This is a genomic window from Rhodopseudomonas palustris, assembly GCF_034479375.1.
GTDB lineage: Bacteria > Pseudomonadota > Alphaproteobacteria > Rhizobiales > Xanthobacteraceae > Rhodopseudomonas > Rhodopseudomonas palustris_M.
Genome location: NZ_CP140155.1, coordinates 751,642 through 771,760, shown reverse-complemented (window position 1 = coordinate 771,760; position 20,119 = coordinate 751,642). Strand labels below are relative to the sequence as shown.

Below are 20,119 nucleotides of genomic sequence, written 5' to 3'. Positions count from 1 at the left end.
CCCTTCTGCCGCATCGCTGCAGGGCTCTCTTGCGGAGCGACCCGAACAATACAACAAACCCCGGTGTTGTCACCGGGCGAGATGACGCGGAACAATACGACGGTAAGCGGCGGCGCAGGCCGCAGATCGCGCCGCCGGACGCATTCAGGCCCGCCGCGCGACCTTCTGCTCGTCGGCGGCGCGAACTTCCGCCTCGAGCGCGCGCCGATAGCCCTCACGTTGCTGCAGCCGCTGCCAGTACGCAGCCACATTGGGGCCGAAATCCTTGGAGAGGCCCAGCGTGTCCGCCAGCCGCAGCGCGTAGCCGATCGCTACGTCGGCGGCGGTGAAGTGCCCCGCGCAGAGCCACTCGGTCTGCCCCGTCGCCGCCTCGACCGCGCGCAGCCGGCCGAGAAACCACTTGGCGTAGTCCTCGACCACCTGCGGCTGCCGCCGTTCGTTCGGCTCCAGCGTGCCGTAGCGCAGCACGAGCGTCTGCGGAAACGTCAGCGTCGCATCGCTGAAGAACATCCAGTTGAGGTAGCTCCCATAGTCGTGCTCGCCGACGTCGAGCACCAGCGGCGTCGGCCCATATTTGCTGCCGAGATAGTGACAGATGCCGGAGGATTCCGTCATCTTCGTGTCACCGTCGATCATGAACGGGATGGTGCCGAGCGGATTGATCGCCAGATACTCCTTGGCGAACATCCGCGGTGGGAACGGCAGCATCTTAAGCTCGTAATCGAGCCCCATCTCCTCCAGCATCCACAGCGGCCGGAACGACCGCGCTCCCTGGCAGTGATACAGCGTGATCATGTGGTTGGCGTTTCCCTCGGCATTGTTGATCTTGGCGCGGCGGACTTCCCATTGGTCGGACCGGCGGTCGGCAGGCTACCCCAAAACGCAGCCGCTCGCGAGCATCTTGCGAGCTTGCGGCTGCGCCATGGAGGCCGCGCCTACAACATCGTCCCCTCGATGACCGCGCCGAAGCGCTTGTACCCCTGCCCTTCAAAGCGCTGCAGTTGCATCTGCCGCAGCGGGTGATGATTGGTCGGGCTGGTGTTGACCCGAACGCCCGGCAACAACGTGGGCACCTCGACGTTCTTGAGGTTGTTGGCCTGAGCCATGATGTTCTCGCGGCTGAAATTGCCGTTGCACTGCCCGAGCAGGATGCGCAGCACCGACGCGACCGTGTAGCCGTACGCATTGAGGCTTTCCTTGGCGTTTCCGGTCGGGAAATATTTCGCCATGAAGGCCGTGTAGTCCTTGATGCCGGGATCGTCGGCCCACGCCGGATCGGCCGGATCCTTGGTATAGGTCGACGTGATCAGGCCTTCGGCGCGCTCGGCGCCCACCGGGATGATCGTCGACGCGACGGAGGCCGCGCCGCTGGTGACGAAGTGCATCGGCTTCCAGCCCAATTCGTAAACCTTGCGGATCGCCTGCGCGGCGAATTTCGACGTCACCCCCGAAATCAGCACATCGGCATTGGTCGCCCGCAGCGTGACGATCTGCGAGTCGATCGTCGGCTCGGTGACCTCGTAGGACATTGCCTTCACGAGCGTGTCGTAGCGATCGCCGAGCACGTCGCGCAGACCGGCGACGAAATCCTTGCCGAGGTCGTCGTTCTGATACAACAGCGCGAATTTGGCGTCCGGCTTCTGGCTGAGTGCGTATTTGGCGAACACCTGGGCTTCGGTCCGGGAACTCGGCGCAAATCCCATGGTCCAGGGATAGGTCTTGTAGTCGCCCCATTTGTCGCCGTTCACCGACAGGAACAGATGCGGCACCTTCTGCGCGTTGATGTATTTCACCACCGCCGAGTTCGGCGCGGTGCCGAGCATCGAAAACAGGAAGGCGACGTTGTCGCTCTCGATCAGCCGCCGGGTCTGCTCGACCGTCTTGGACGGGTTGAAAGCGTCATCGTACATGATGAAATTGATCTTGCGGCCGGCGATGCCGCCCTGATCGTTGAGCATCCGGAAATAGGCTTCCTGGCTGCGCGCAATCGTTCCGAGGGCGGACACCGGTCCGCTGAGCGAAGTGGTGCACCCGATCTTGAGTTCGGTGGCGGTCACGCCCGGCAACTCGTCGGCGCGGGCGTTTCGTGCGCTTGAAAGCGCGGCGAGACCGGCAGCGGCCGATCCAACCATCAGTGAACGGCGACTGAACGACGTCATGGCTCCCCTCCCTCTGTTGTGCGGAACTCTGTCTGCGTCTTGCGCGCAGTTATCAGGTAGCAACGTAGGGGACAGCCGCCGCCGCTATCTTGCGTCCATAGGCTGGCGGCGGGTCTACTTCTTTCCGCCCGGCAACGTCCCCATCATCTTGCACAGGATGCCGAGCATCACCTCGTCGGCGCCGCCGCCGATCGAGGTCAGGCGCGAGTCGCGGTAGGAGCGGCTGACCAGCGTCTCGTTCATGAAGCCCATGCCGCCCCAATATTGCAGGCAGGCATCCGGCAGTTCGCGGCCGAGCCGGCCGGCGCGCAGCTTGGCCATGGTCGCGAGCTGGGTGACATCCTCTCCCGCGACCAGCGCTTCGGCGGCGCGATACACCAGCGAGCGCAGCAGCTCGACCTCGGTCTGCAACTCGGCCATCCGGAAATGGATCACCTGATTGTCGAGCAGCGGCCTGCCGAACGCCTGGCGGTTGCGGGTGTAATCGATCGTGTTCTGGATGGTTCTTTCATGCGCCTTGAGGCAGGCGGCAGCGCCCCACAGCCGCTCCTCCTGGAACTGCACCATCTGGTAGGTGAATCCCAGGCCCTCCTCGCCGATCCGGTTGCGCTTCGGCACCCGAACGTCGTCGAAGTGAATCTGCGCGGTGTCGGACGAATGCATCCCCATCTTGTCGAGCTTGCGGGCGATGCTGACGCCTTTGGTCTTCATCGGCACGCAGATCAGCGACTTGTTGCGATGCGCCGGGCCATCGCCGGTGTTGCACAACAGGCAGATCCAGTCCGCCTGGGTGCCGTTGGTGATCCACATCTTGCCGCCGTTGATGACGTAGTCGTCGCCGTCGGACTTCGCATTGGTCTTGATCGAGGCGACGTCGGAGCCGGCGCCGGGTTCCGACACGCCGATGCAGGCGACCATGTCGCCGGCGATCGCGGGCGCCAGAAATTCGCGGCGCAGTTCGTCGGAGCCGAACTTCGCCAGCGCCGGCGTCGCCATGTCGGTCTGCACGCCGATCGCCATCGGCACGCCGCCGCAATTGATGTTGCCGAGTTCCTCCGCCATCATCAGCGCATAGGAGTAATCGAGCCCCTGCCCGCCATATTCTTCCGGCTTGTTGAGCCCGAGAAAGCCGAGATCGCCGAGCTTCTTGAACAGTTCGTGCGCCGGAAAGATGCCGGCCTTCTCCCATTCGTCGACATGCGGATTGATGTCGCTGGCGATGAACTTCTGAAGGACGCGGCGCGGTTCGTCGTGGTCTTGACTGAATAGCATTGTCTCTTCCCTGGTCATTCCGGGGCGCTCGCGAAGCGAGCGAACCCGGAATCTCACTTGTTGTTGTCGTTCGTCATTGTCACCGCGGGATTCCGGGTTCGCGCTGCGCGCGCCCCGGAATGACGGTGTGTATCATCACAGCCCCATCTGCCGGCTGGCGAGGTCCTTCATGATCTCTTCGGTGCCGCCGCCGATGGCGTTGACCTTGACCTCGCGATAGATGCGCTCGACCTTGACGCCGCGCATGAAGCCCGCGCCGCCGAAGATCTGCACCGCCTCGGAGGCGCAGAACGCCATCGTCTGGGTCGCCTGGTTCTTCAGCATGCAGATTTCCGCGATCGGGCTCTCGCCCTGCTCCACCCGCCACGCCAGCAGTTCCAGCATCGCCTGCGACGCGGCGATGCGCTGCGCCATGTCCACCAGCTTGTGACGGATCACCTGGTGCTTCGACAGCGGCTTGCCGAAGGTCACGCGCTCCTTGGCATAGGCCGTCGCCTCGTCGAGGCAGACCCGGGACGCGGCGATGCAGCCGGCCGCCATCGTCAGCCGCTCGCTGTTGAAGTTCAGCATGATGATCATGAAGCCGGCGCCTTCCTGCCCGAGCAGATTGCCGGCCGGCACGCGGCAATTGTCGAAATGCAGCGTCGCGGTGTCGGACGCCCACCACCCCATCTTCTTCAGCGGCGTCCGCGTCAGCCCCGGCGTGTCGCCCGGGATCAGCAGCAGGCTGACGCCGCCAGGCCCATCGCCGCCGGTGCGCACCGCCGTGGTGATGTAGTCGGCGCGCATGCCGGAGGTGATGAAGGTCTTCTCGCCGTTGACGACGTAGTGGTCGCCGTCGCGCTTGGCGGTGGTGCGCAGATTGGCGACGTCGGAGCCGCCGGATGGTTCGGTAATCGCCAGGGCGGAGATCTTCTTACCGGCGAGAATATCGGGGAGCACCCGGGCTTTCAGCTCGGGAGTTCCCGCACGCGCGATCGGCGGCGCGCCGATCGAATGGCTGTTGAGGCTGGCGCTGACGCCGCCGGCGCCGGCCCGCGCCAGTTCCTGGGTGGCCACGATCCACATGAACTGATCGGTCGGCGTGCCGCCATATTCCTCGGGGAAGCCCAGTCCGAGCAGCCCGATCGCCGCGGCCTTTTCATAGAGCTCCCGCGGAAAGCCCCCGGCCTCGTCCCATTCGGTGGCGAACGGCTCGATCTCTTTTTGCACGAAGCGGCGCACCACGTCGCGGAAGGCGATGTGATCGGCGGTATAGAACAGGGATTCGGTCACTATCGCACCCGGGAGGTTCGCGTGCGGCGAGGATGCCGGGAAAGCCCCGGCTCCACTTGCGTCGAGACGCTGACCAGAGCGCGACGCTCAGCCGCCGCGCCAACGCATCACGGGCGCTTCTGCTCGGCGATATAGGCCGCGATATTCTGCGCCTCGATCCGGCTCAGCGCCATGCTGGACATCTTCGGATGCGGCTCGAGCAGGAAGGTCGCAAGCTTGTCCTGATCAAATCCCGGTCGCGATGCGATCGACGCGAACGACGCGACGAGGTCGGTACCCCTGCTCTGGTCCTCGGAAACAACATGACAACTGGTGCACCAGCGCTTCGCCAGGGTTTCGCCGTTGGTGGCATCTGCGGCAAATGACGGGGCGGACGCGCCGGCGAGCAGCAGCAACGACAGACCGAAGGTCAAAGGGCGCATGGCAATCCTCTTCTGCAAGCCCGGCTCACATCCGGTGGAACTCGAAATTCACCTGCGCTGTTTACTGCAATGGTTCCACAAACGATAGGTGGACGCTGTCAGGGATTTACCGCCATCCTGATCAGTCGGGTCCAACCGGTTTCCTGCGATCGGAAAAGTGCTTAATTGAAAATCAATGGCAGCTAATTTCGCCCACCCGAGCCAATGCTGACGGCCCAACGCGATTCGCTTCGACTGCTGCGTGCGATTCTGGTCGCCTCGGTGGTGCTACCGGTGGCGCTGTTCACTTACGCGGCCTGGCTGGCCTATCGCTCCAACGACGACGGTGCCGACCGGCAGATCGACAAGACCCGTGACATCATCACCGAGCACGCGCTGAAGATCTTCGAATCGGTCGAGCGCTCGATCGCGGAAACCGGCGAAATCATCCGCGATATGACCGACGACCAGATCCGCGCCAACGAAGGCGCGCTGCACGCGCGGCTGAAGCGGCTGGCCGCCGGCTCTGAACAGATCAAGTCGATGTGGATCTTCGACAGGAACGGCCAGACTCTGGTCAACACCCTGCTCTTTCCCTCGCCACGAACCGACTTCTCCGATCGGGACTACTTCAAGGCCCATGTCGGCAAGGACGTCGGCCTGTTCGTCGGCCGCACCCTGCAGCCGCGACCGCCTTATGGCGGTGCTCCGTTCTTCGGCGTCAGCGTGCGGCGCAACACGCCGGACGGGAGCTTCGCCGGGACGATTCAGACGTCGGTGCTACCGAACTATTTCGAGGGCTTTTACGCCAAGGTCGGCCGTGAGAAAGGCAGCTACGCCGCGCTCGTCCGCGACGACGGCGCCATTCTCGCCCGCTTCCCCGCGATCGACCATGCCGACGCAACGGTCAAATCCGACGGTCTGATCGGCCGGGCCATGCGTGCGGGGAACAACGAAGGCACACTGACGCAAGTGTCCGCGCTCGACGGCATCGAGCGGCGCATCGCCTATCGCAAGCTGCCGAACCTGCCGGTCTACGTGTATGCCGGGCTGGAGACCGAGGCGATCCGCAAGACGTGGCTGTCGCAACTCGGCGCCTATCTGCTGGTCGGCCTGCCTGCCACCGCGGCCCTGATCGCGATCGTGCTGCTGGCACTCAGGCGGACGCAACGCTTTTACGAGGAAGCCAGCCGGCGCGCCGCCGCGGAAAATGCACTGAAGCAATCGCAACGACTCGAATCGCTGGGCCGCCTGACCGGCGGCGTCGCCCACGACTTCAACAATCTGCTGATGGTGGTTGGTGGTTCGGTGCAGAAGCTCAGGCGGCGTCACAACGACCTGCAGGACCGGCGGACGTTCGACATGATCGACTCCGCCGTCGCCAAGGGCGCCGGCCTCACCCGTCAGTTGCTGTCGTTCTCACGCCGCCACAATGTCGCGGCCCGGCTGGTCGATCTCGGCGACAGCGTGATGAAGTTCGCCGACGTGTTGAGGCAATCGGTCCGCAGCGACATCGCCATCGAGATCGAGCCGCCGACGGAGCCGATCGTGGTCCAGATCGATCCCAACGAGTTCGAAATCGCCCTGCTCAACCTCGCCCTCAATGCGCGCGACGCGATGCCGGACGGCGGGCGCATCACGATTTCGATCCGGACCGAGACGCTGAAGAATTTCGGACCACGCCGGCTGACCGGCGAATATGCCATTCTCAGCTTCGCCGACACCGGTGAAGGCATTCCCGAGGAGATCCGCGACCGGATCTTCGAGCCGTTCTTCACCACCAAGCCGGTCGATCGCGGTACGGGATTGGGCCTCAGCCAGATCTACGGATTCATGCAACAATCGAACGGCGCGATCACGGTCGAGAGCGAGATCGGCGGCGGCACCCGGTTCGATCTGTTCCTCCCCCGCTCGACCGAGCGGCCGACGCGGGATGCTGACGTCGCGGAAGTCGCCTTGCTACAGCCGAGTGAGCGAGCGACGCTGCTCCTCGTGGAAGATCACCCCGACGTCGCCGCCGTCGCCGCCGACTATGCCGAGCAATGCGGCTTCACCGTCGTGAAAGTGTGCTCGGCCGAAGATGCGATCGATCTGCTCAACAAGCGCAAGGATATCGACCTGGTGTTCAGCGACATCGTGATGCCGGGCATGAGCGGTCTCGAACTCGGCCGGCTGATCCGCGAGCATCATCCGGAAACGCCTGTGGTGCTGGCTTCGGGCTACAGCGACCGCAGCGCGTCGGCGCTGAGCGAAGGCTTCCCTCTGCTGCAGAAGCCCTACACGCTCGATGCGCTGCGCAAGGCATTGACCCAGGCGCTGCAGGGCTCCACGGGCAAATGAACTCGATCGCTGGCCGCCGGCATCGACAGGGTCGATCGCGAACCGATGCGAGCTGCCGCCCAGCTCACGCCAAATCACCACCGCCGGTCTTCGCTGCCCGACCATTTGCCGGATCGCCCAACGACGCTCGGCGATTTGTCGTCTCGGCGCGACGGCGTGAGGCAGCGTAGGATCGTCAGCAACGGCATCGAGAGCGTCGCCCAGCTCAGTCCCAACCAGACGGCGCCTTCGCCGACCAGCGCGGCGACCAACCCGAAGACCGTCGAGGCGGCCAGGATCAATGGCCACAGCCATTGCCGCCTGAAGCCGCTCATCGGCCGTGCTCCGACACTTCACTCGCCGCAACGCCGGAGCGCCGGCGGCGCTTGCCCCACCAGAGATACAACCCGCTGATCAGCACGACGATCGTCACGACGTCCAGCAACGCCCAGATGATCTTCAGCGGCAGCCCGCCATAGTCGCCGAAATGCAGCGGCTGCGACGTGAACAGCGCCGTCGCATACCATGGCATGTCACGTACCGCGACCACGGCCCCGCTCGATGCGTCCACCAATGCGGGCTTCAGGATCCGACTCGTGAGCGGCGTGCTGCCGGTGAGGAACACGGCCACGTGCGACGGGGTGGCGAACGGCGTCCCAGGAAACGCGACCGTCATGACGTTCATGCCGGGAACAGCCGCGCGCACCTCGCGGAGCACATCGTCGATCGAAGCCCGCCTGTCCTCATTCTCGACGGGCTTGGCTTGCGACGACATCTCCACGAGCTGATTGGCCTGCCAGGCCAGTTCGATCGGCGCGGCCAGCGTGTTGATCACGCCGGTGAAGCTCACCACGCCGAACCAGGCTAGCGTGACGATGCCGAGCAGGTTGTGCAGGTCCAGCCAGGTTCGGTGCCGCCCGCTCCCCCTGCGGACCACCCCGAAATCGAAACGCCGGGTGAAGGGTCCGTAGAGGGCCACGCCCGAACCGATCGCGACGACGAGCAGCACGCCCATTAATCCGAGAAACAGCGTGCCCTTCACGCCGGCAAACAGGTCGAGATGCAACCGCAGCATCACGTACATGAAGCCTTCATTGGGCTGCGGAACGTCGATCTGCCTGCCGGTCCGGATGTCGAACACCTGATAGTGGAACGAGGCCGGGTCGGAAGTCATCGACGGTGACGTCGGCACTTTCACGATCGGCTGATCACGATCGAAGAACAGATAAGGCACCACCTGCCCCGGACGCGCGGCCTGCGCCCGGGAGATCATCGACTCCAATGACGCAGTCGCGGCTCCGCCGGCGGCATTCTCGAGCCCGAGATCGGGCCCGAGTTCGTCCTTGAAGATCAGCGGCAGCCCGGTCAGGCAGAGGAGCAGCGCAAAGACCGTACAGACCAGGCTGCTCCACCGATGAATCCACGACCAGACCCGGACGGTGCGCGGCGTCATCGGACCGACAGCTCTCGACCTCGGCGGCTCACCATCGATACCGGAGCCCGGCCAGGATCGTTCGGCGGTTGCCGAACTGGCAGTAATAGGTCGACGAACAGCTCGAATAGTACTCCTTGTCGAACAGATTGTTGACGTTGAGCGTCAAGGCCGTGCCTTTCAGGCGAGGCGAGAGATTCTCCAGCTCGTATTTCAGCGCCGCATCCACGACCGTATAGGCCGGCGCCTGCAGCGTGTTGGCGTCATCGCCGTAGCTGGAGCCGACATGCCGGATGCCGCCACCGACCGACAGTCCCCCCACGGGGCCGGACCGGAAGGTGTAATTCGCCCAGACCGATCCGAAGAAATCGGGAACCGCTTGCGGCCGATTGCCGATGATCGAGGTGGTGGTGGACTGCGTGACCCGCGTGTCGAGGAACGTCACGGCGCCGATCAATTCGAGGCCGTCGGTGACGTTGCCGCGCGCCTCGAATTCGACCCCGGTGGACCGGACTTCACCCTGCTGGACGTTGAAGCCGGCAACGGCGGACGGCGTCAGCACGTTCTGCTGCCGGATATCGAACACCGATGCGGTCAGCAGGATCGGCAGGGCATTCGGCTGATATTTGATGCCGCCTTCATATTGCTCCGCGGTCGTCGGGATGAACGGCGAGCCGTCGACTCCGACGCCGGCCACCGGTTCGAACGAGGTCGAGTAGCTGACATAGGGCGCGACGCCATCGTCGAAGAGATACAGCAAACCGGCGCGGTAGGTCGTCTTGTCGGCGGACTGGCTGCTGCTGGAGCCGGCGAGACGATTGTCCGTGCTCTGTTCGGTCCAGTCGTGGCGGGCGCCGAGGGTGGCGCGCCATTGACCGAGGCTGATCTGATCCTGGGCGTACAGACCGGTCTGGGACAGGTCCTGCCCGCTGTTGATCAGCGACGTGAGCGTTCCGACCGTCTGGCCGTAAACCGGATTGGTGACGTTCAGGGACGTCGCTGCGCCGAGTTGATAGACCCAGTCGCTTCGGGATTGCTGATAGTCCGCGCCGGTGATGATCTTGTGCTGAAGCGCGCCCGTGGCGACGTCGAACTGCACGCGGTTGTCGGTCGACAATCCGCCGACATTTTCGATGGACCGAACCGCCCAGCGCGGCAACTGACCGGTCGCCGTGAGCGGCGCGTTCATCTGCAGCGATTGCATGTCGAGATCGACGTGGGAATATCGCAGGCTCGACCGGACGCTGACCACGCTGTTGAGGCGTTTGTCGAACTGGTAGCCGATGCCGTATTGCTCGCGCTGGAACGCGTCGAAACCCGGGTCGCCGACATTCAGCTTCGAGTTCAGGAATGGCTGGTACTGCGCCGGCGCCAGCGACCTGGCATACAGCGAGTTGAAGTAGCCCCCCTTCGGGTCACGCTGATAATAACTCTGGACCGTCAATTTCGTGTCGGCGTCCGGCGCCCAGGTCACGGCGGGCGCGACGGCATAGCGCTGCTCGTCGACGCCGTCGTAGCGCGTGCCGGACGAGCGGCCGATGGCACTCAAGCTATAGAGCCAGTGCCCTTCCTTATCGAGAGCGCCCTGGCTGGTGACGCCGGACTGGATGCGGCCGTAGGTGCCGCCCTCGACCCTGACCTCGTTGTAAGGGACGGCGCTCGGCAGCCGGCTGACCTGGTTGACGAGGCCGCCGGGGCTGGTCTGGCCGTACAGAACCGCCGAGGGCCCCTTCAGCACCTCGACGCGGTCGAGCAGGAACGGGTCGATCGCAGTGTTGGCGAAGGCCTGGCCGCGCGGCAACTTCAAACCATCCAGGAAGCTGACGTAGTTGGTCGCCGTTCCGAACGCGCCGAAGCCGCGAATGAAGATGCTGTCGTAGCGCGCATTGGAGTCGGCATCGGAGAGAACCCCCGCCGTATAGCGCAGAGCGTTGCCGACCGTCTGCGCGTTCTGATCGTCCATCTGCCGGCGCGTGATCGTCGAGATCGACTGCGGCGTCTCCAGGACGGGCGTATCGGTCTTCGTCGCGGTCGTCGACCGCTGGTCGAGATATCGATCCGATGTGTTGCTGGCGTTGCGCACGGCGCGGGGCGCGACCGGCGCAGACCTCGGCGCCGAAGCCGGCTGTGCCTCGCGGCGGCGCGGGGCTGCCCGGCGCGCGGGGCGCTGGGCGGGGCTCACGGTCACGGCGGGAAGCGCGACCGATTCCGCCTGCGACGACTGCTGCGCCATCGCCTCGGGCGGGCCCATCGCGGCGGCGGTGAGTGCCGCCAGAACGATAGAATTTCGATAGATCCCCATGCAACCGCCCCCGAGTTTCATAAACCGTGGCCGGCAATAAAACGGGACGGGACCGTCCTGTCCAGCGCGATTGCAAACCCGACGCGAACATGAGACTGGAATAGTTCGAAGGCTCGCGAGCGTTGCGCGGGTTCGAAATTGGAAGCGCGAGCGCTGGTGCGGGACGTATCCCATGACACAGAGAGGCGGTCGTCCGCGCAAGGCCGACGGCGAAGCCAAATCGGTTCACATCATCGAGACAGCGGCGCAGCTTTTTGCGCAGCAAGGCTATGCGGCGACCTCGGTCGAGCAGGTCGTGGCGGCGTGCGGCGTCGGCAAGGACACGGTCTATCGCCGGTTTCCCTCGAAGCTCGCGCTGTTCGAAGGCGTCGTCGAGCATGCGCGGATCCAGACGCAAGCGCATTTCCATTCGACGATGGCGGCGGCGGAGAAAGGCGACGTGCTGACACAGTTGCGCGCGGCCGCGCGCTGGCTGCTTACGGTCAATCTCGATCCGACCCTGATCGCTTTCAAACGGATTGCCTTCAGTGAGGCGCTGGTGGTCGGACAATCTGTCGCCGGCAACAAGGACGATCCGATCATGGATCGACTGTTCGCCCTGATCAAAGATGCGCAGCGCAGCGGCGATCTCGCGCCCGGCGACGTGTCCTTCCTCGCGATGCATCTGCTGAACTGCGTGGCCGTGGGCCCGATGATCGACGCCATGCTCGGCCGCGCGACCTACGCGTCGACACGGGCGCAGAACGCCTATTTCGAGACCGCTTGGAAGCTGTTCCTGAACGGAGCTCGTCGCGGCGCGTCGTGATGCGTAGGAGGCGCCCCTCCCCGCGCGGCGCGTCCGGCGAGAGCTGGCGAAACACTCTCACGTGGGGGCCGAAAACACTGAAGGCGGCAGCGTTGCCGCTACCGCCCTCGATCATCATGCATCCGCGATCGATCCGATCGCCGAAGAAGGTGTTTACCAGCGGCGATGGATGTGTCGGTGACCGTGACGCGGGCCACCGAAGCGCGGGCCACCGATGTAGCCGGCCCGAATCACGGGCGAACCAGCGTAACCGTATGACTGGCGATAGCCTCCATACGGACGATAACCGCCGCCGTAGTAGACCGCACGGGGACGTGCGTAGTAGCGCGGACCGCCGTATCCCCAACCGCCGCCACCGTAGTAGCGCGGACCGCCGTAATAGCTGACGACGCGGGGAGCATAATACGGCGAGCCATAGTACGGTCCACCGCCATAACCATAGCCATAGCCATAGCCATACCCAGGACCGTAGCCATAGCCACTGGAAGCTGCACCTGCGATCAGCGCGCCAGCCGCGAGCCCGCCGATCAGGGCCGGGCCGATCCCATGGCCGTAACCGTAACCGCGCTGCGCCTGCGCGGGAGCCGATGCGGTGGCGACCGCAAGCGCAGCTACCGCACCAAGAACCAAGCCTGTCTTCTTCATTTCATTTTCCTTCGCGACGTTGCACTGGGCCGATAACGACGAGGATTTTCAAAAGTTGCTGGAACCAATGCAGGACACCCACAAAAAGTGGTGTTTCGATGCAGGTTGACAACTGAAAACCGCGACACGTCGCCGCGATACGATATCGCGGGTCGGGCCTCAGGGTGTGGCCGCCGGCGCCGCAGCCGGCGGGGTGACGATCTTCAGGGCCTGCAATTCGTCCCGTTTGAACACAAACAGCCGGTCTTTCGGCGTTTCCATGGCGTGAATCCAGACCTGCAGGTCGATTCCCATGTCACCGAGATAGCGCTGGCAGCGCGCGGAGATCCGCTGCGCGTCGCTCATGGCGTCACGCGATGCGGGCGCGGCGGCCGCGCTCTTGGCGGCAAACACCTGGTGCACCCCGATCGCCGCCTTGTCGCCCGCGCGGCGCTCGAGGCCGCCGAAGAATACCAGCGGACAGGACGACGCGCAGTACTTCCCGGCCTCGACCAGCGTGGCGAGCTTGCGATCGCGGATCAGCCGCCCCATCGCCAGTGCGTCGCTGACCGAACCGCCGGGCGAATTCAGCACCACCGTCTTGATGTATTCGCCGTGCCGTTCGATCGCTTTCGCGAAAGCCTCGGAGGTACCAGGCGTGATCGTGCCGGTGGCGGTCAGACGGCCGCCGCTCACGAGGTCGAACGTCATCGCCTTGCCCAGTGCGCCATCGGTCTGCGGCAGTGGCGCAAGCCGGTCGCCACCCGGCAGCCACGGCGACAGAATCGCGGGCAGCGTCGGCAATCCGCTCGGCATGGTCTCGCGCTGGTCGGCCGGAGCCGGCGTGCCGTCGACCGGCGCCACCCAGCCATTCGCGCCCGCGAGATCGAACGCCAACGCGCCGATCGAAGCGGCGACCAGCCCGCGGAACACCAGACGCAGCACGGCATCGTCCGGATTGCCGGCGATCCATCGGTTGAAACGTTGCGTCAGGCCAGCCATCGACGGACCGCGCTTACTTGACGTGCCGCGCCGACGATAGCGCGGTGACGTTTTCGTCGGCCGTGGCGGCGGCAGGCTCATCGGCGATCGCCGGCGCCTCGCCCGGCTCGTTCACTTTAGGCTCGGCTGACGGCTGCACCGCGCGGCTCGCCTGCTCGACCTCGCGCGCCATTCTGAGCGCCGCCATCATCTCGGCCGCGGTCATTGCCGAAGCGCTCGCCACGGGCAGCCCCTCGCGCCGGATCGCGGCGTGCACAACGCACAGGATCAGCACCAGCACCGCCGGCATCAGGTCGATCGAGATCGCGCCGGCCCAGCTCGGAATGAAGTCACCGGCGTAGCGCAGCACGGCTTCCGCCGGCGACAGCGCCTGGAACCGCCCCGGTTCGATCCGCGGCATCTCCAGAATCTTGTCGGCCGCGCCCGCCAGCGACGCGGCCTGCGCCGCGATCGCGCCCTCGACCTTGCCGACCACCGCCGTCTGGCGCTCGGCGAGATCGGCGCTGCGCCCACCGGCCGCGGGCGCGATGAACGACGACGACAGCGTCGCCGCCGCGCGCTTCACCGCCGGTGCGACCGAGGTCTGCTGCAGATTGGCGATCACGCCCATCAGCGCCAGGGACTCGGTGGCAAATCCATCGCTGCGCTCGCCGATCGGACCGCGCTCGGACACCATTTCGCGCATTCGCGCGAGATGCTTGCCGCCCTCCGCAAACAGCGCCGACACGCGCTTGCCCGAGGCTTCGACTTCCTTGCCGAGGCTGTCGAGTTGTCCCGACATCTGCGTCAGCAATTGCACCACCGTGCCGGAGCCCGACGTGCCGGTGAGCGAGCCGGCGCGCTCCGCGTCGGCCAATTTGGCGAACCGCGACGACGCGATCTGGATGTCGGGCAACAGCCCCTGCGCCGCGATGGCGTTGGTGTTCGCCGCGTCGAGATCGCGCGTGTAATCCTGCACCGTGATCGCGAGATGCTGCCGGATCGCGGCGCCGCCGGCCAGCGCCGAGGCGTTCAGCCAGGACGACATCGCCACGATCATCAGCGAGCCGAAAATCATGCAGCCGAACATCAGGACGCGGCCGGTACGGTCCACGACGTGCGGCATGAACTGCATCAGGAACACCCAGAAGGCGTAGATGCCGACGGAGACCGCGACCGAATAGATCAGCGCGGCGAAGAACACCGTGGTCGGGCTGCCGTCGAGCAGTTCGCGGACGCCGAGATAGGTGTAGACGCCCGCGGCCAGCGCCAGGATCGCCGTGGTGAGTTTGAGCATCACCTCCAGCCTGGCGACGCCGCGCGACAGCAGCAGCGACGCCGGAACCGCCGCGCTGTTCGAATTCGGGGCTGTGGTCGAGATCGAAGCGGCCGGGTCGGCGGCAAGGGGCATGGGCATATCCGGATGACGTGACGCTGCGCACGACCAACGCCCCCGTATGCTCGTACTCACAACGATTAGTTGCAGATTCGGACCAGATTGTGGTCGCGACGAAGCTGCGCGCAGCGAAACGGCGCGCGCCGCGACCGGCCGTTCAGAAGTGCGCGTTGATCCGCAGCATCGCCTGATGCCGCTCGAAATTCTCGAGATCGAGGTGCCGCCCGTCGCCGACCGCGCGGCCGGCGAGCTGGACCTGCCAGGTGCCGGACAGCCCGAGCGTATCGGTGAGATTGTACGAGAACGTCGGACCGACATACACCGCCTCGCCGGCGAGACGATCGAGGCCGCCGCCGTCATAGCTGCGCAGATAGCGCGTGCCGACGCCGACCACCAGACCCGGCTGCACTTGATAGGACAGCGCGCCGTGCAGCGCGAAGTCGGAATCATGACCGCTGAGCCCGGTCGCATGTTCGCGGGTGACGCCGGTCCCGTACCAGATATTGAAGGCGGCGTACCAGCGATCCTTGACCAGTTCCCGGTCGAACAAAGCGGCGAACTCCGCGCCGTATTGCGAGACGCGCAGCCCGCTGCCGTCGTCGACCCGGTTCCATCCGGGCTGCGCGTGGAGCGTCAACCCGAACGGCGCGACGGCGCGGTCGATCAGCTTGTAGCGGAACTCCAGCGTCGCGCCGTTGAAGCTCATATGATGCCGATCGTCGAAGCCGGCGACGCCGTCGATCCGCTGCGCGCCGAGCGCAAAGCCGGGAGCGATCCGGAAACGATCCGTCAGCGTGTATTTGACCTGGTTCAGCGTCGCGAGCGTCGCATAGCCGCCGTTGCGTTTGCCGAGAGCGCCGACGTTCTCCATCTCGAGTTCGATTTCGCCCGGCTGCCCGATGTCGGAGCCCATGCTGAAACCGAAGATGTGCTCGGTATCCGTGCCGTCAGCGTGTGCGCCAACGGCCGCGACCCCTCCGGGCACCGTGATCACCGGCTTGGCGTTCGCTCGCCACAGCGGCTCCTCGTTGGCGGAGGCTGGGGCGGCGACGCAGAGCGCACCGAGAAACAGCAACGCTGCACCCGCTCCTCGCCGCGGTGAAGACGCGCGAACCGAGCCATCTCTCAAATTATGAAATGATTTCATATACATGATAATGGGCCCGAAAGACTAAGTTATTGCACATGCGAATTATTAGCATTTAATTGTGGCGTCTGGAAGGGGCATTGTTCCCCCTTGCAGCTCGCCTGTCATTGTTGGTCCGGCGGGGATCACCCCGCGGTTCGCGGAACCCACAAAACGTTGGAATACAAACCCTGCCGGCGCCGAACAGGTGGATCGCGGATGGCGAGCGGCTCAGCAAAGGTGTACGAGTCGCCGTACATCGACAGGTTATGCGAGGAGCCTGCGGCTCACCTCGCCGGCTGCCCGACCACGCTCCTCTCCGCGCAACCGTAACCATGGAACAGCGCGGTTCGGCCCCGCCCATTCCGAAGTCCGATCCAACCCAAACTCCGATTCAGAATGAGCCAGGACCGCAGCTTCATCCCTCGACTCGAGTCGATGCGCGGCATTGCCGCGCTGCTGGTCGCGGCGTCGCACGTGGCTCAGGCGCCGACAGGCGCCGAGACGTCGTTGCTGACCAACCCGGGAGTTGAACTCGACGCATGGAGTCGTTTCGCTTACCGAGCGATCGTGCACGGCGTCGATGGCCTGCAGGCGGTGATCTTCTTCTTCGTCCTCAGCGGATTCGTGTTGACGCGGTCATTGCTGAAGGACGCCCGCCCCTCGGCTGCACAGGCCACTGATTTCGTCGTCGCGCGACTGTTCCGGCTATATCCGGCGATCGTCTTCGCGATCGGCCTGTTCGCCATTGCGATGGCACTGACCGGCACGGCCGTCCCGCTGTCCATCGTCCTGAAGAACATGGCGCTGATCGACACATCGCTCAACGGCGTGATGTGGTCGCTGCAACTCGAGATGCTTGCCATCCCGCTGATCTACGCCATGTACCTGCTGCTGTTCCGCGGCGCGCCGCTGCCCACCACGATGGCGGCCGTCATCGCGATCACCCTGGTCGTGCTGTCGTTCGACCCCTCCGTCCACAAGATGCTGGGCGACCCGCCGCTGCAGTTCTACTACGCCTTCACATTCGGCTGCTTCTGCGCGGTGGCATCGGGCCGGCTGGCGTCGCGGCTGTCGCCGCGCCAGGCCAATCTCGCCCTCACGCTGTTCATCATCCTGTTCTTCACCGCGCGCCCGCTCATCGGCCATGCCTCGACCTGGCGTTTTCTGGTCAACTCGCTCTGCGCGTGGATGTTGATCTATCTGGTCGCCTACGGTCCGCGTGCGTCGCTGCTCGACGTGCTCGACCATCCGGCCGCGCATTGGCTGGGGAAGCTGTCGTTCAGCTACTACCTGTTCCATTTCCTGACGATCACGCCGATCTGGAATCATCCGGCATTTCTCGCCTGGACGATCGACGGTCTCGGCCTGCCGCGACTGCTGGTCGCCCTGCTCGTCTTCGTCGTGAGCACCATGGCGGCCCTGGCGCTCGCCTATGTCTGCTACAGATTTGTCGAACTGCCCGGCATCCGTCTCGGGCGAGCCGTCCGCGCCTTGCTCGCCCCGCGCGTCCGGAGCGCAGCCGCCGGCTGAACGGCCCGCAAACGGCTGTGGGCCACCGCGACCGCGCCGTCCCCCTTGCTGCCGGGATGTCGTACGGTGCCTTCGATTCGCCGCGCAGCCGGCGCTCAATCGACCTCCTTGCCATCGTTCCGAGAGACCTCCAGTGCCGAAAATCGCGTCCATCATCGCCACCGAACTCGCCGTCCGTGAAGAACAGGTCCAGGCCGCCATCGACCTGCTCGACGGCGGATCGACCGTTCCGTTCATCGCGCGCTATCGCAAGGAAGCGACGGGGATGCTGGACGACGTGCAGTTGCGCGCGCTGGAAGAGCGTCTAAGCTATCTGCGCGAGATGGACGCGCGCCGGATCGCGATCATCGACAGCATCAGGCAGCAGGACAAGCTGACGCCCGAGATCGAGAAGGCCCTGCTCGCGGCCGACACCAAGGCCCGGCTCGAAGACATCTATCTGCCGTTCAAGGAAAAGCGCCGGACCAAGGCGCAGATCGCGCGCGAGGCCGGGCTGGAGCCGCTGGCCGAGATGCTGCTGACGAATCCCGACAAGCATCCGGAGACCGAGGCCGCGGCCTTCGTGAAGACCGACGGCGAGCATCCGGTCGCCGACGTCAAGGCCGCGCTGGAAGGCGCGCGCGCCATTCTGGTCGAGCGTTTTTCGGAACACGCCGACCTCACCGGCAGCCTGCGCGAAGCGATCTGGAGCCGCGGCCAGATCAAGTCGAGCGTTCGCACCGGCAAGAAAACCGAAGGCGCCAAATTCGCCGACTATTTCGACTTTTCCGAACCCTACCAGAAATTGCCGTCGCACCGCATCCTGGCGCTGCTGCGCGGCGAGAAGGAGGAGGTGCTGCAGCTCGATTTCGGCGACGGCGAAGATCCCGATTCGAAGGAACCGACGCAATACGAAAACCGCATCGCGGCGACCTTCGGCATTGCGCGCAAGGGACGGCCGGGCGACGCTTTCCTATCGGATTGCGTCCGCTGGGCCTGGCGCACCCGGATCAAAACCGGGCTGGCGCTCGACACGCGGATGCGGCTCTGGCAGCAGGCCGAGAAGGAAGCGGTGCGCGTGTTCGCCGCCAATCTGCGCGACCTGCTGCTGGCCGCGCCCGCGGGCGGCCGTGCGACGCTCGGTCTCGATCCGGGCTTCCGCACCGGCGTCAAGGTCGCGGTGATCGACCAGACCGGCAAGTTCGTCGACCACACCACGATCTATCCGCACGAGCCGGCGCGGAAGTGGAACGAGAGCATGCTCGAACTGGCGCAGCTCTGCGTCAAGCATCGCATCGAACTGGTCGCGATCGGCAACGGCACCGCGTCGCGCGAGACTGAAAAGCTCGTCACCGATCTGATGAAGGCCAAGCCCGATCTCAAGCTCACCAAGGCGATCGTTTCCGAAGCCGGCGCGTCGGTGTATTCGGCGTCGGAATTCGCCTCCAAGGAATTCCCCGATCTCGACGTCTCGATCCGCGGCGCCGTCTCGATCGCGCGGCGGCTGCAGGACCCGCTCGGCGAACTGGTGAAGGTGCCGCCGCAATCGATCGGCGTCGGCCAGTATCAGCACGACCTCAACCAGCACGTCCTGTCGCGCGCGCTCGACGCCACCGTGGAAGACTGCGTCAACGCCGTCGGCGTCGATCTCAACACCGCCTCGGCGCCGCTGCTGGCGCGCGTCTCCGGCATCGGCGAAACGCTGGCGACGAACATCGTCGCGCACCGCGACGCCAACGGCCCCTTCCCGAGCCGCAGCAAGCTCAAGGAAGTGCCGCGGCTCGGCCCGAAGGCGTTCGAGCAATGCGCCGGCTTCCTGCGGATTCGCGACGGCGAGAATCCGCTCGACGCCTCCGGCGTGCATCCGGAAGCCTATCCGCTGGTGAAGAAGATTCTGGCGGCGACCAAGAGCGACATCAAGGCGATCATCGGTCAGACCAAGACGCTGCAGTCGCTGCAACCCGCGTCCTTCGCGGACGACAAGTTCGGCATTCCGACCGTCACCGACATCCTGAAAGAACTCGAAAAGCCCGGCCGCGATCCGCGCCCGGAATTCAAGACCGCGACCTTCCAGGAGGGCGTCGAGAAGATCACCGACCTCAAGCCCGGCATGATCCTCGAGGCGACCGTCACCAACGTCGCCGCGTTCGGCGCCTTCGCCGACATCGGCGTGCATCAGGACGGCCTGATCCACATCTCCGCGATGTCGGAGCGGCGTATCAACGATCCGCGCGAGGTGGTGAAGCCGGGCCAGGTGGTGAAGGTGAAGGTGCTCGAGGTCGACGTGCCGCGCAACCGGATCGGGCTGACGCTGCGGCTGTCGGATCCCATTCCGGCGCCCGGCGAGCGACGGAAGGACGGCGGCGGCAACGCCAAGCTGGTCGACCGCTATCGCCCCAAGCCGGAGCCGAAGAGCAGCGGCGGCGGCGGCGCCTTTGCGGCCGCGCTGGCGAAGGCGGCCGAGAACAGCAAGGGCCGATCGAAGTAAGCGGCAGCCGACGCCGCTTCGGCGGGC

16 protein-coding genes are annotated in these 20,119 nt (G+C 65.2%); 4 read left to right on the top strand and 12 right to left on the bottom strand.

The genetic code is table 11. The annotated features are described in order from the left end of the window. Positions 1 to 144 precede the first annotated feature (144 nt). The 5 genes from SR870_RS03390 to SR870_RS03370 all read right to left on the bottom strand — a co-directional run bounded on the left by SR870_RS03390 (position 145) and on the right by SR870_RS03370 (position 5,128). Positions 145 to 795: a glutathione S-transferase family protein gene (locus SR870_RS03390; RefSeq protein WP_322516641.1), complete on the bottom strand. Its 651-nt coding sequence runs from the start codon at positions 793 to 795 to the stop codon at positions 145 to 147. Between the two features lie 140 nt (positions 796 to 935). Further along, complete coding sequence (locus SR870_RS03385; RefSeq protein ID WP_322516640.1) at positions 936 to 2,159, bottom strand: ABC transporter substrate-binding protein; 1,224 nt, start codon at positions 2,157 to 2,159, stop codon at positions 936 to 938. 114 nt (positions 2,160 to 2,273) lie between these two features. Further along, a complete protein-coding gene (locus tag SR870_RS03380; protein WP_322516639.1) occupies positions 2,274 to 3,431 on the bottom strand; it encodes an acyl-CoA dehydrogenase family protein in 1,158 nt (385 codons plus the stop codon). 135 nt (positions 3,432 to 3,566) lie between these two features. Continuing rightward, positions 3,567 to 4,706 (bottom strand): acyl-CoA dehydrogenase family protein, encoded by a 1,140-nt coding sequence (locus SR870_RS03375; protein ID WP_322516638.1) that lies wholly within the window; start codon positions 4,704 to 4,706, stop codon positions 3,567 to 3,569. 107 nt (positions 4,707 to 4,813) lie between these two features. Next, positions 4,814 to 5,128: a cytochrome c gene (locus tag SR870_RS03370; protein WP_322516637.1), complete on the bottom strand. Its 315-nt coding sequence runs from the start codon at positions 5,126 to 5,128 to the stop codon at positions 4,814 to 4,816. A gap of 204 nt (positions 5,129 to 5,332) precedes the next feature. Here SR870_RS03370 and SR870_RS03365 point away from each other — a divergent pair, with 204 nt between their 5' ends. After that, a complete protein-coding gene (locus tag SR870_RS03365; protein WP_322516636.1) occupies positions 5,333 to 7,447 on the top strand; it encodes an ATP-binding protein in 2,115 nt (704 codons plus the stop codon). Positions 7,448 to 7,521: 74 nt separating this feature from the next. On the opposite strand, the gene SR870_RS03360 is transcribed toward SR870_RS03365, so the two are convergent. From SR870_RS03360 to SR870_RS03350, 3 genes are read right to left on the bottom strand one after another with little or no spacing between them, the layout of a single operon-like run. Further along, complete coding sequence (locus SR870_RS03360; protein WP_322516635.1) at positions 7,522 to 7,761, bottom strand: hypothetical protein; 240 nt, start codon at positions 7,759 to 7,761, stop codon at positions 7,522 to 7,524. Further along, positions 7,758 to 8,879 (bottom strand): PepSY domain-containing protein, encoded by a 1,122-nt coding sequence (locus SR870_RS03355; protein ID WP_322516634.1) that lies wholly within the window; start codon positions 8,877 to 8,879, stop codon positions 7,758 to 7,760. Before SR870_RS03355 ends, SR870_RS03360 begins: the two co-directional genes overlap by 4 nt. A gap of 28 nt (positions 8,880 to 8,907) precedes the next feature. Beyond that, on the bottom strand, positions 8,908 to 11,160 hold the full coding sequence (locus SR870_RS03350; protein ID WP_322516633.1) for a TonB-dependent siderophore receptor: 2,253 nt from the start codon (positions 11,158 to 11,160) through the stop codon (positions 8,908 to 8,910). A 172-nt stretch (positions 11,161 to 11,332) separates the two neighbouring features. Between SR870_RS03350 and SR870_RS03345 the strand changes: the two genes are divergently transcribed. After that, positions 11,333 to 11,965, top strand: coding sequence for a helix-turn-helix domain-containing protein (locus SR870_RS03345; RefSeq protein WP_322516632.1), 633 nt, complete (start codon positions 11,333 to 11,335; stop codon positions 11,963 to 11,965). Positions 11,966 to 12,118: 153 nt separating this feature from the next. Here SR870_RS03345 and SR870_RS03340 read toward each other — a convergent pair whose 3' ends face one another. From SR870_RS03340 to SR870_RS03325, 4 genes are all read right to left on the bottom strand, one after another. Continuing rightward, positions 12,119 to 12,610, bottom strand: coding sequence for a hypothetical protein (locus SR870_RS03340; RefSeq protein ID WP_322516631.1), 492 nt, complete (start codon positions 12,608 to 12,610; stop codon positions 12,119 to 12,121). Positions 12,611 to 12,769: 159 nt separating this feature from the next. Continuing rightward, positions 12,770 to 13,591 (bottom strand): hypothetical protein, encoded by an 822-nt coding sequence (locus SR870_RS03335; protein ID WP_322516630.1) that lies wholly within the window; start codon positions 13,589 to 13,591, stop codon positions 12,770 to 12,772. A 13-nt stretch (positions 13,592 to 13,604) separates the two neighbouring features. Then, entirely contained in the window at positions 13,605 to 14,981 is a 1,377-nt protein-coding gene (locus SR870_RS03330) for a hypothetical protein (protein ID WP_416221121.1), read from the bottom strand. Between the two features lie 142 nt (positions 14,982 to 15,123). Further along, positions 15,124 to 16,041 (bottom strand): transporter, encoded by a 918-nt coding sequence (locus tag SR870_RS03325; protein ID WP_322516628.1) that lies wholly within the window; start codon positions 16,039 to 16,041, stop codon positions 15,124 to 15,126. A 450-nt stretch (positions 16,042 to 16,491) separates the two neighbouring features. Here SR870_RS03325 and SR870_RS03320 point away from each other — a divergent pair, with 450 nt between their 5' ends. Together SR870_RS03320 and SR870_RS03315 are read left to right on the top strand one after the other, a co-directional pair. After that, a complete protein-coding gene (locus tag SR870_RS03320) occupies positions 16,492 to 17,625 on the top strand; it encodes an acyltransferase (protein ID WP_322516627.1) in 1,134 nt (377 codons plus the stop codon). A 133-nt stretch (positions 17,626 to 17,758) separates the two neighbouring features. Next, positions 17,759 to 20,092 (top strand): Tex family protein, encoded by a 2,334-nt coding sequence (locus SR870_RS03315; RefSeq protein WP_322516626.1) that lies wholly within the window; start codon positions 17,759 to 17,761, stop codon positions 20,090 to 20,092. Positions 20,093 to 20,119 lie beyond the last annotated feature (27 nt).

Coding starts and splice junctions, on each gene's coding strand:
- SR870_RS03390 (WP_322516641.1), bottom strand. CDS start 795: ATGATCACGCTGTATCACTGCCAGGGAGCGCGGTCGTTCCGGCCGCTG.
- SR870_RS03385 (WP_322516640.1), bottom strand. CDS start 2,159: ATGACGTCGTTCAGTCGCCGTTCACTGATGGTTGGATCGGCCGCTGCC.
- SR870_RS03380 (WP_322516639.1), bottom strand. CDS start 3,431: ATGCTATTCAGTCAAGACCACGACGAACCGCGCCGCGTCCTTCAGAAG.
- SR870_RS03370 (WP_322516637.1), bottom strand. CDS start 5,128: ATGCGCCCTTTGACCTTCGGTCTGTCGTTGCTGCTGCTCGCCGGCGCG.
- SR870_RS03365 (WP_322516636.1), top strand. CDS start 5,333: ATGCTGACGGCCCAACGCGATTCGCTTCGACTGCTGCGTGCGATTCTG.
- SR870_RS03360 (WP_322516635.1), bottom strand. CDS start 7,761: ATGAGCGGCTTCAGGCGGCAATGGCTGTGGCCATTGATCCTGGCCGCC.
- SR870_RS03355 (WP_322516634.1), bottom strand. CDS start 8,879: ATGACGCCGCGCACCGTCCGGGTCTGGTCGTGGATTCATCGGTGGAGC.
- SR870_RS03350 (WP_322516633.1), bottom strand. CDS start 11,160: ATGGGGATCTATCGAAATTCTATCGTTCTGGCGGCACTCACCGCCGCC.
- SR870_RS03345 (WP_322516632.1), top strand. CDS start 11,333: ATGACACAGAGAGGCGGTCGTCCGCGCAAGGCCGACGGCGAAGCCAAA.
- SR870_RS03340 (WP_322516631.1), bottom strand. CDS start 12,610: ATGAAGAAGACAGGCTTGGTTCTTGGTGCGGTAGCTGCGCTTGCGGTC.
- SR870_RS03335 (WP_322516630.1), bottom strand. CDS start 13,591: ATGGCTGGCCTGACGCAACGTTTCAACCGATGGATCGCCGGCAATCCG.
- SR870_RS03330 (WP_416221121.1), bottom strand. CDS start 14,981: ATGCCCCTTGCCGCCGACCCGGCCGCTTCGATCTCGACCACAGCCCCG.
- SR870_RS03320 (WP_322516627.1), top strand. CDS start 16,492: ATGAGCCAGGACCGCAGCTTCATCCCTCGACTCGAGTCGATGCGCGGC.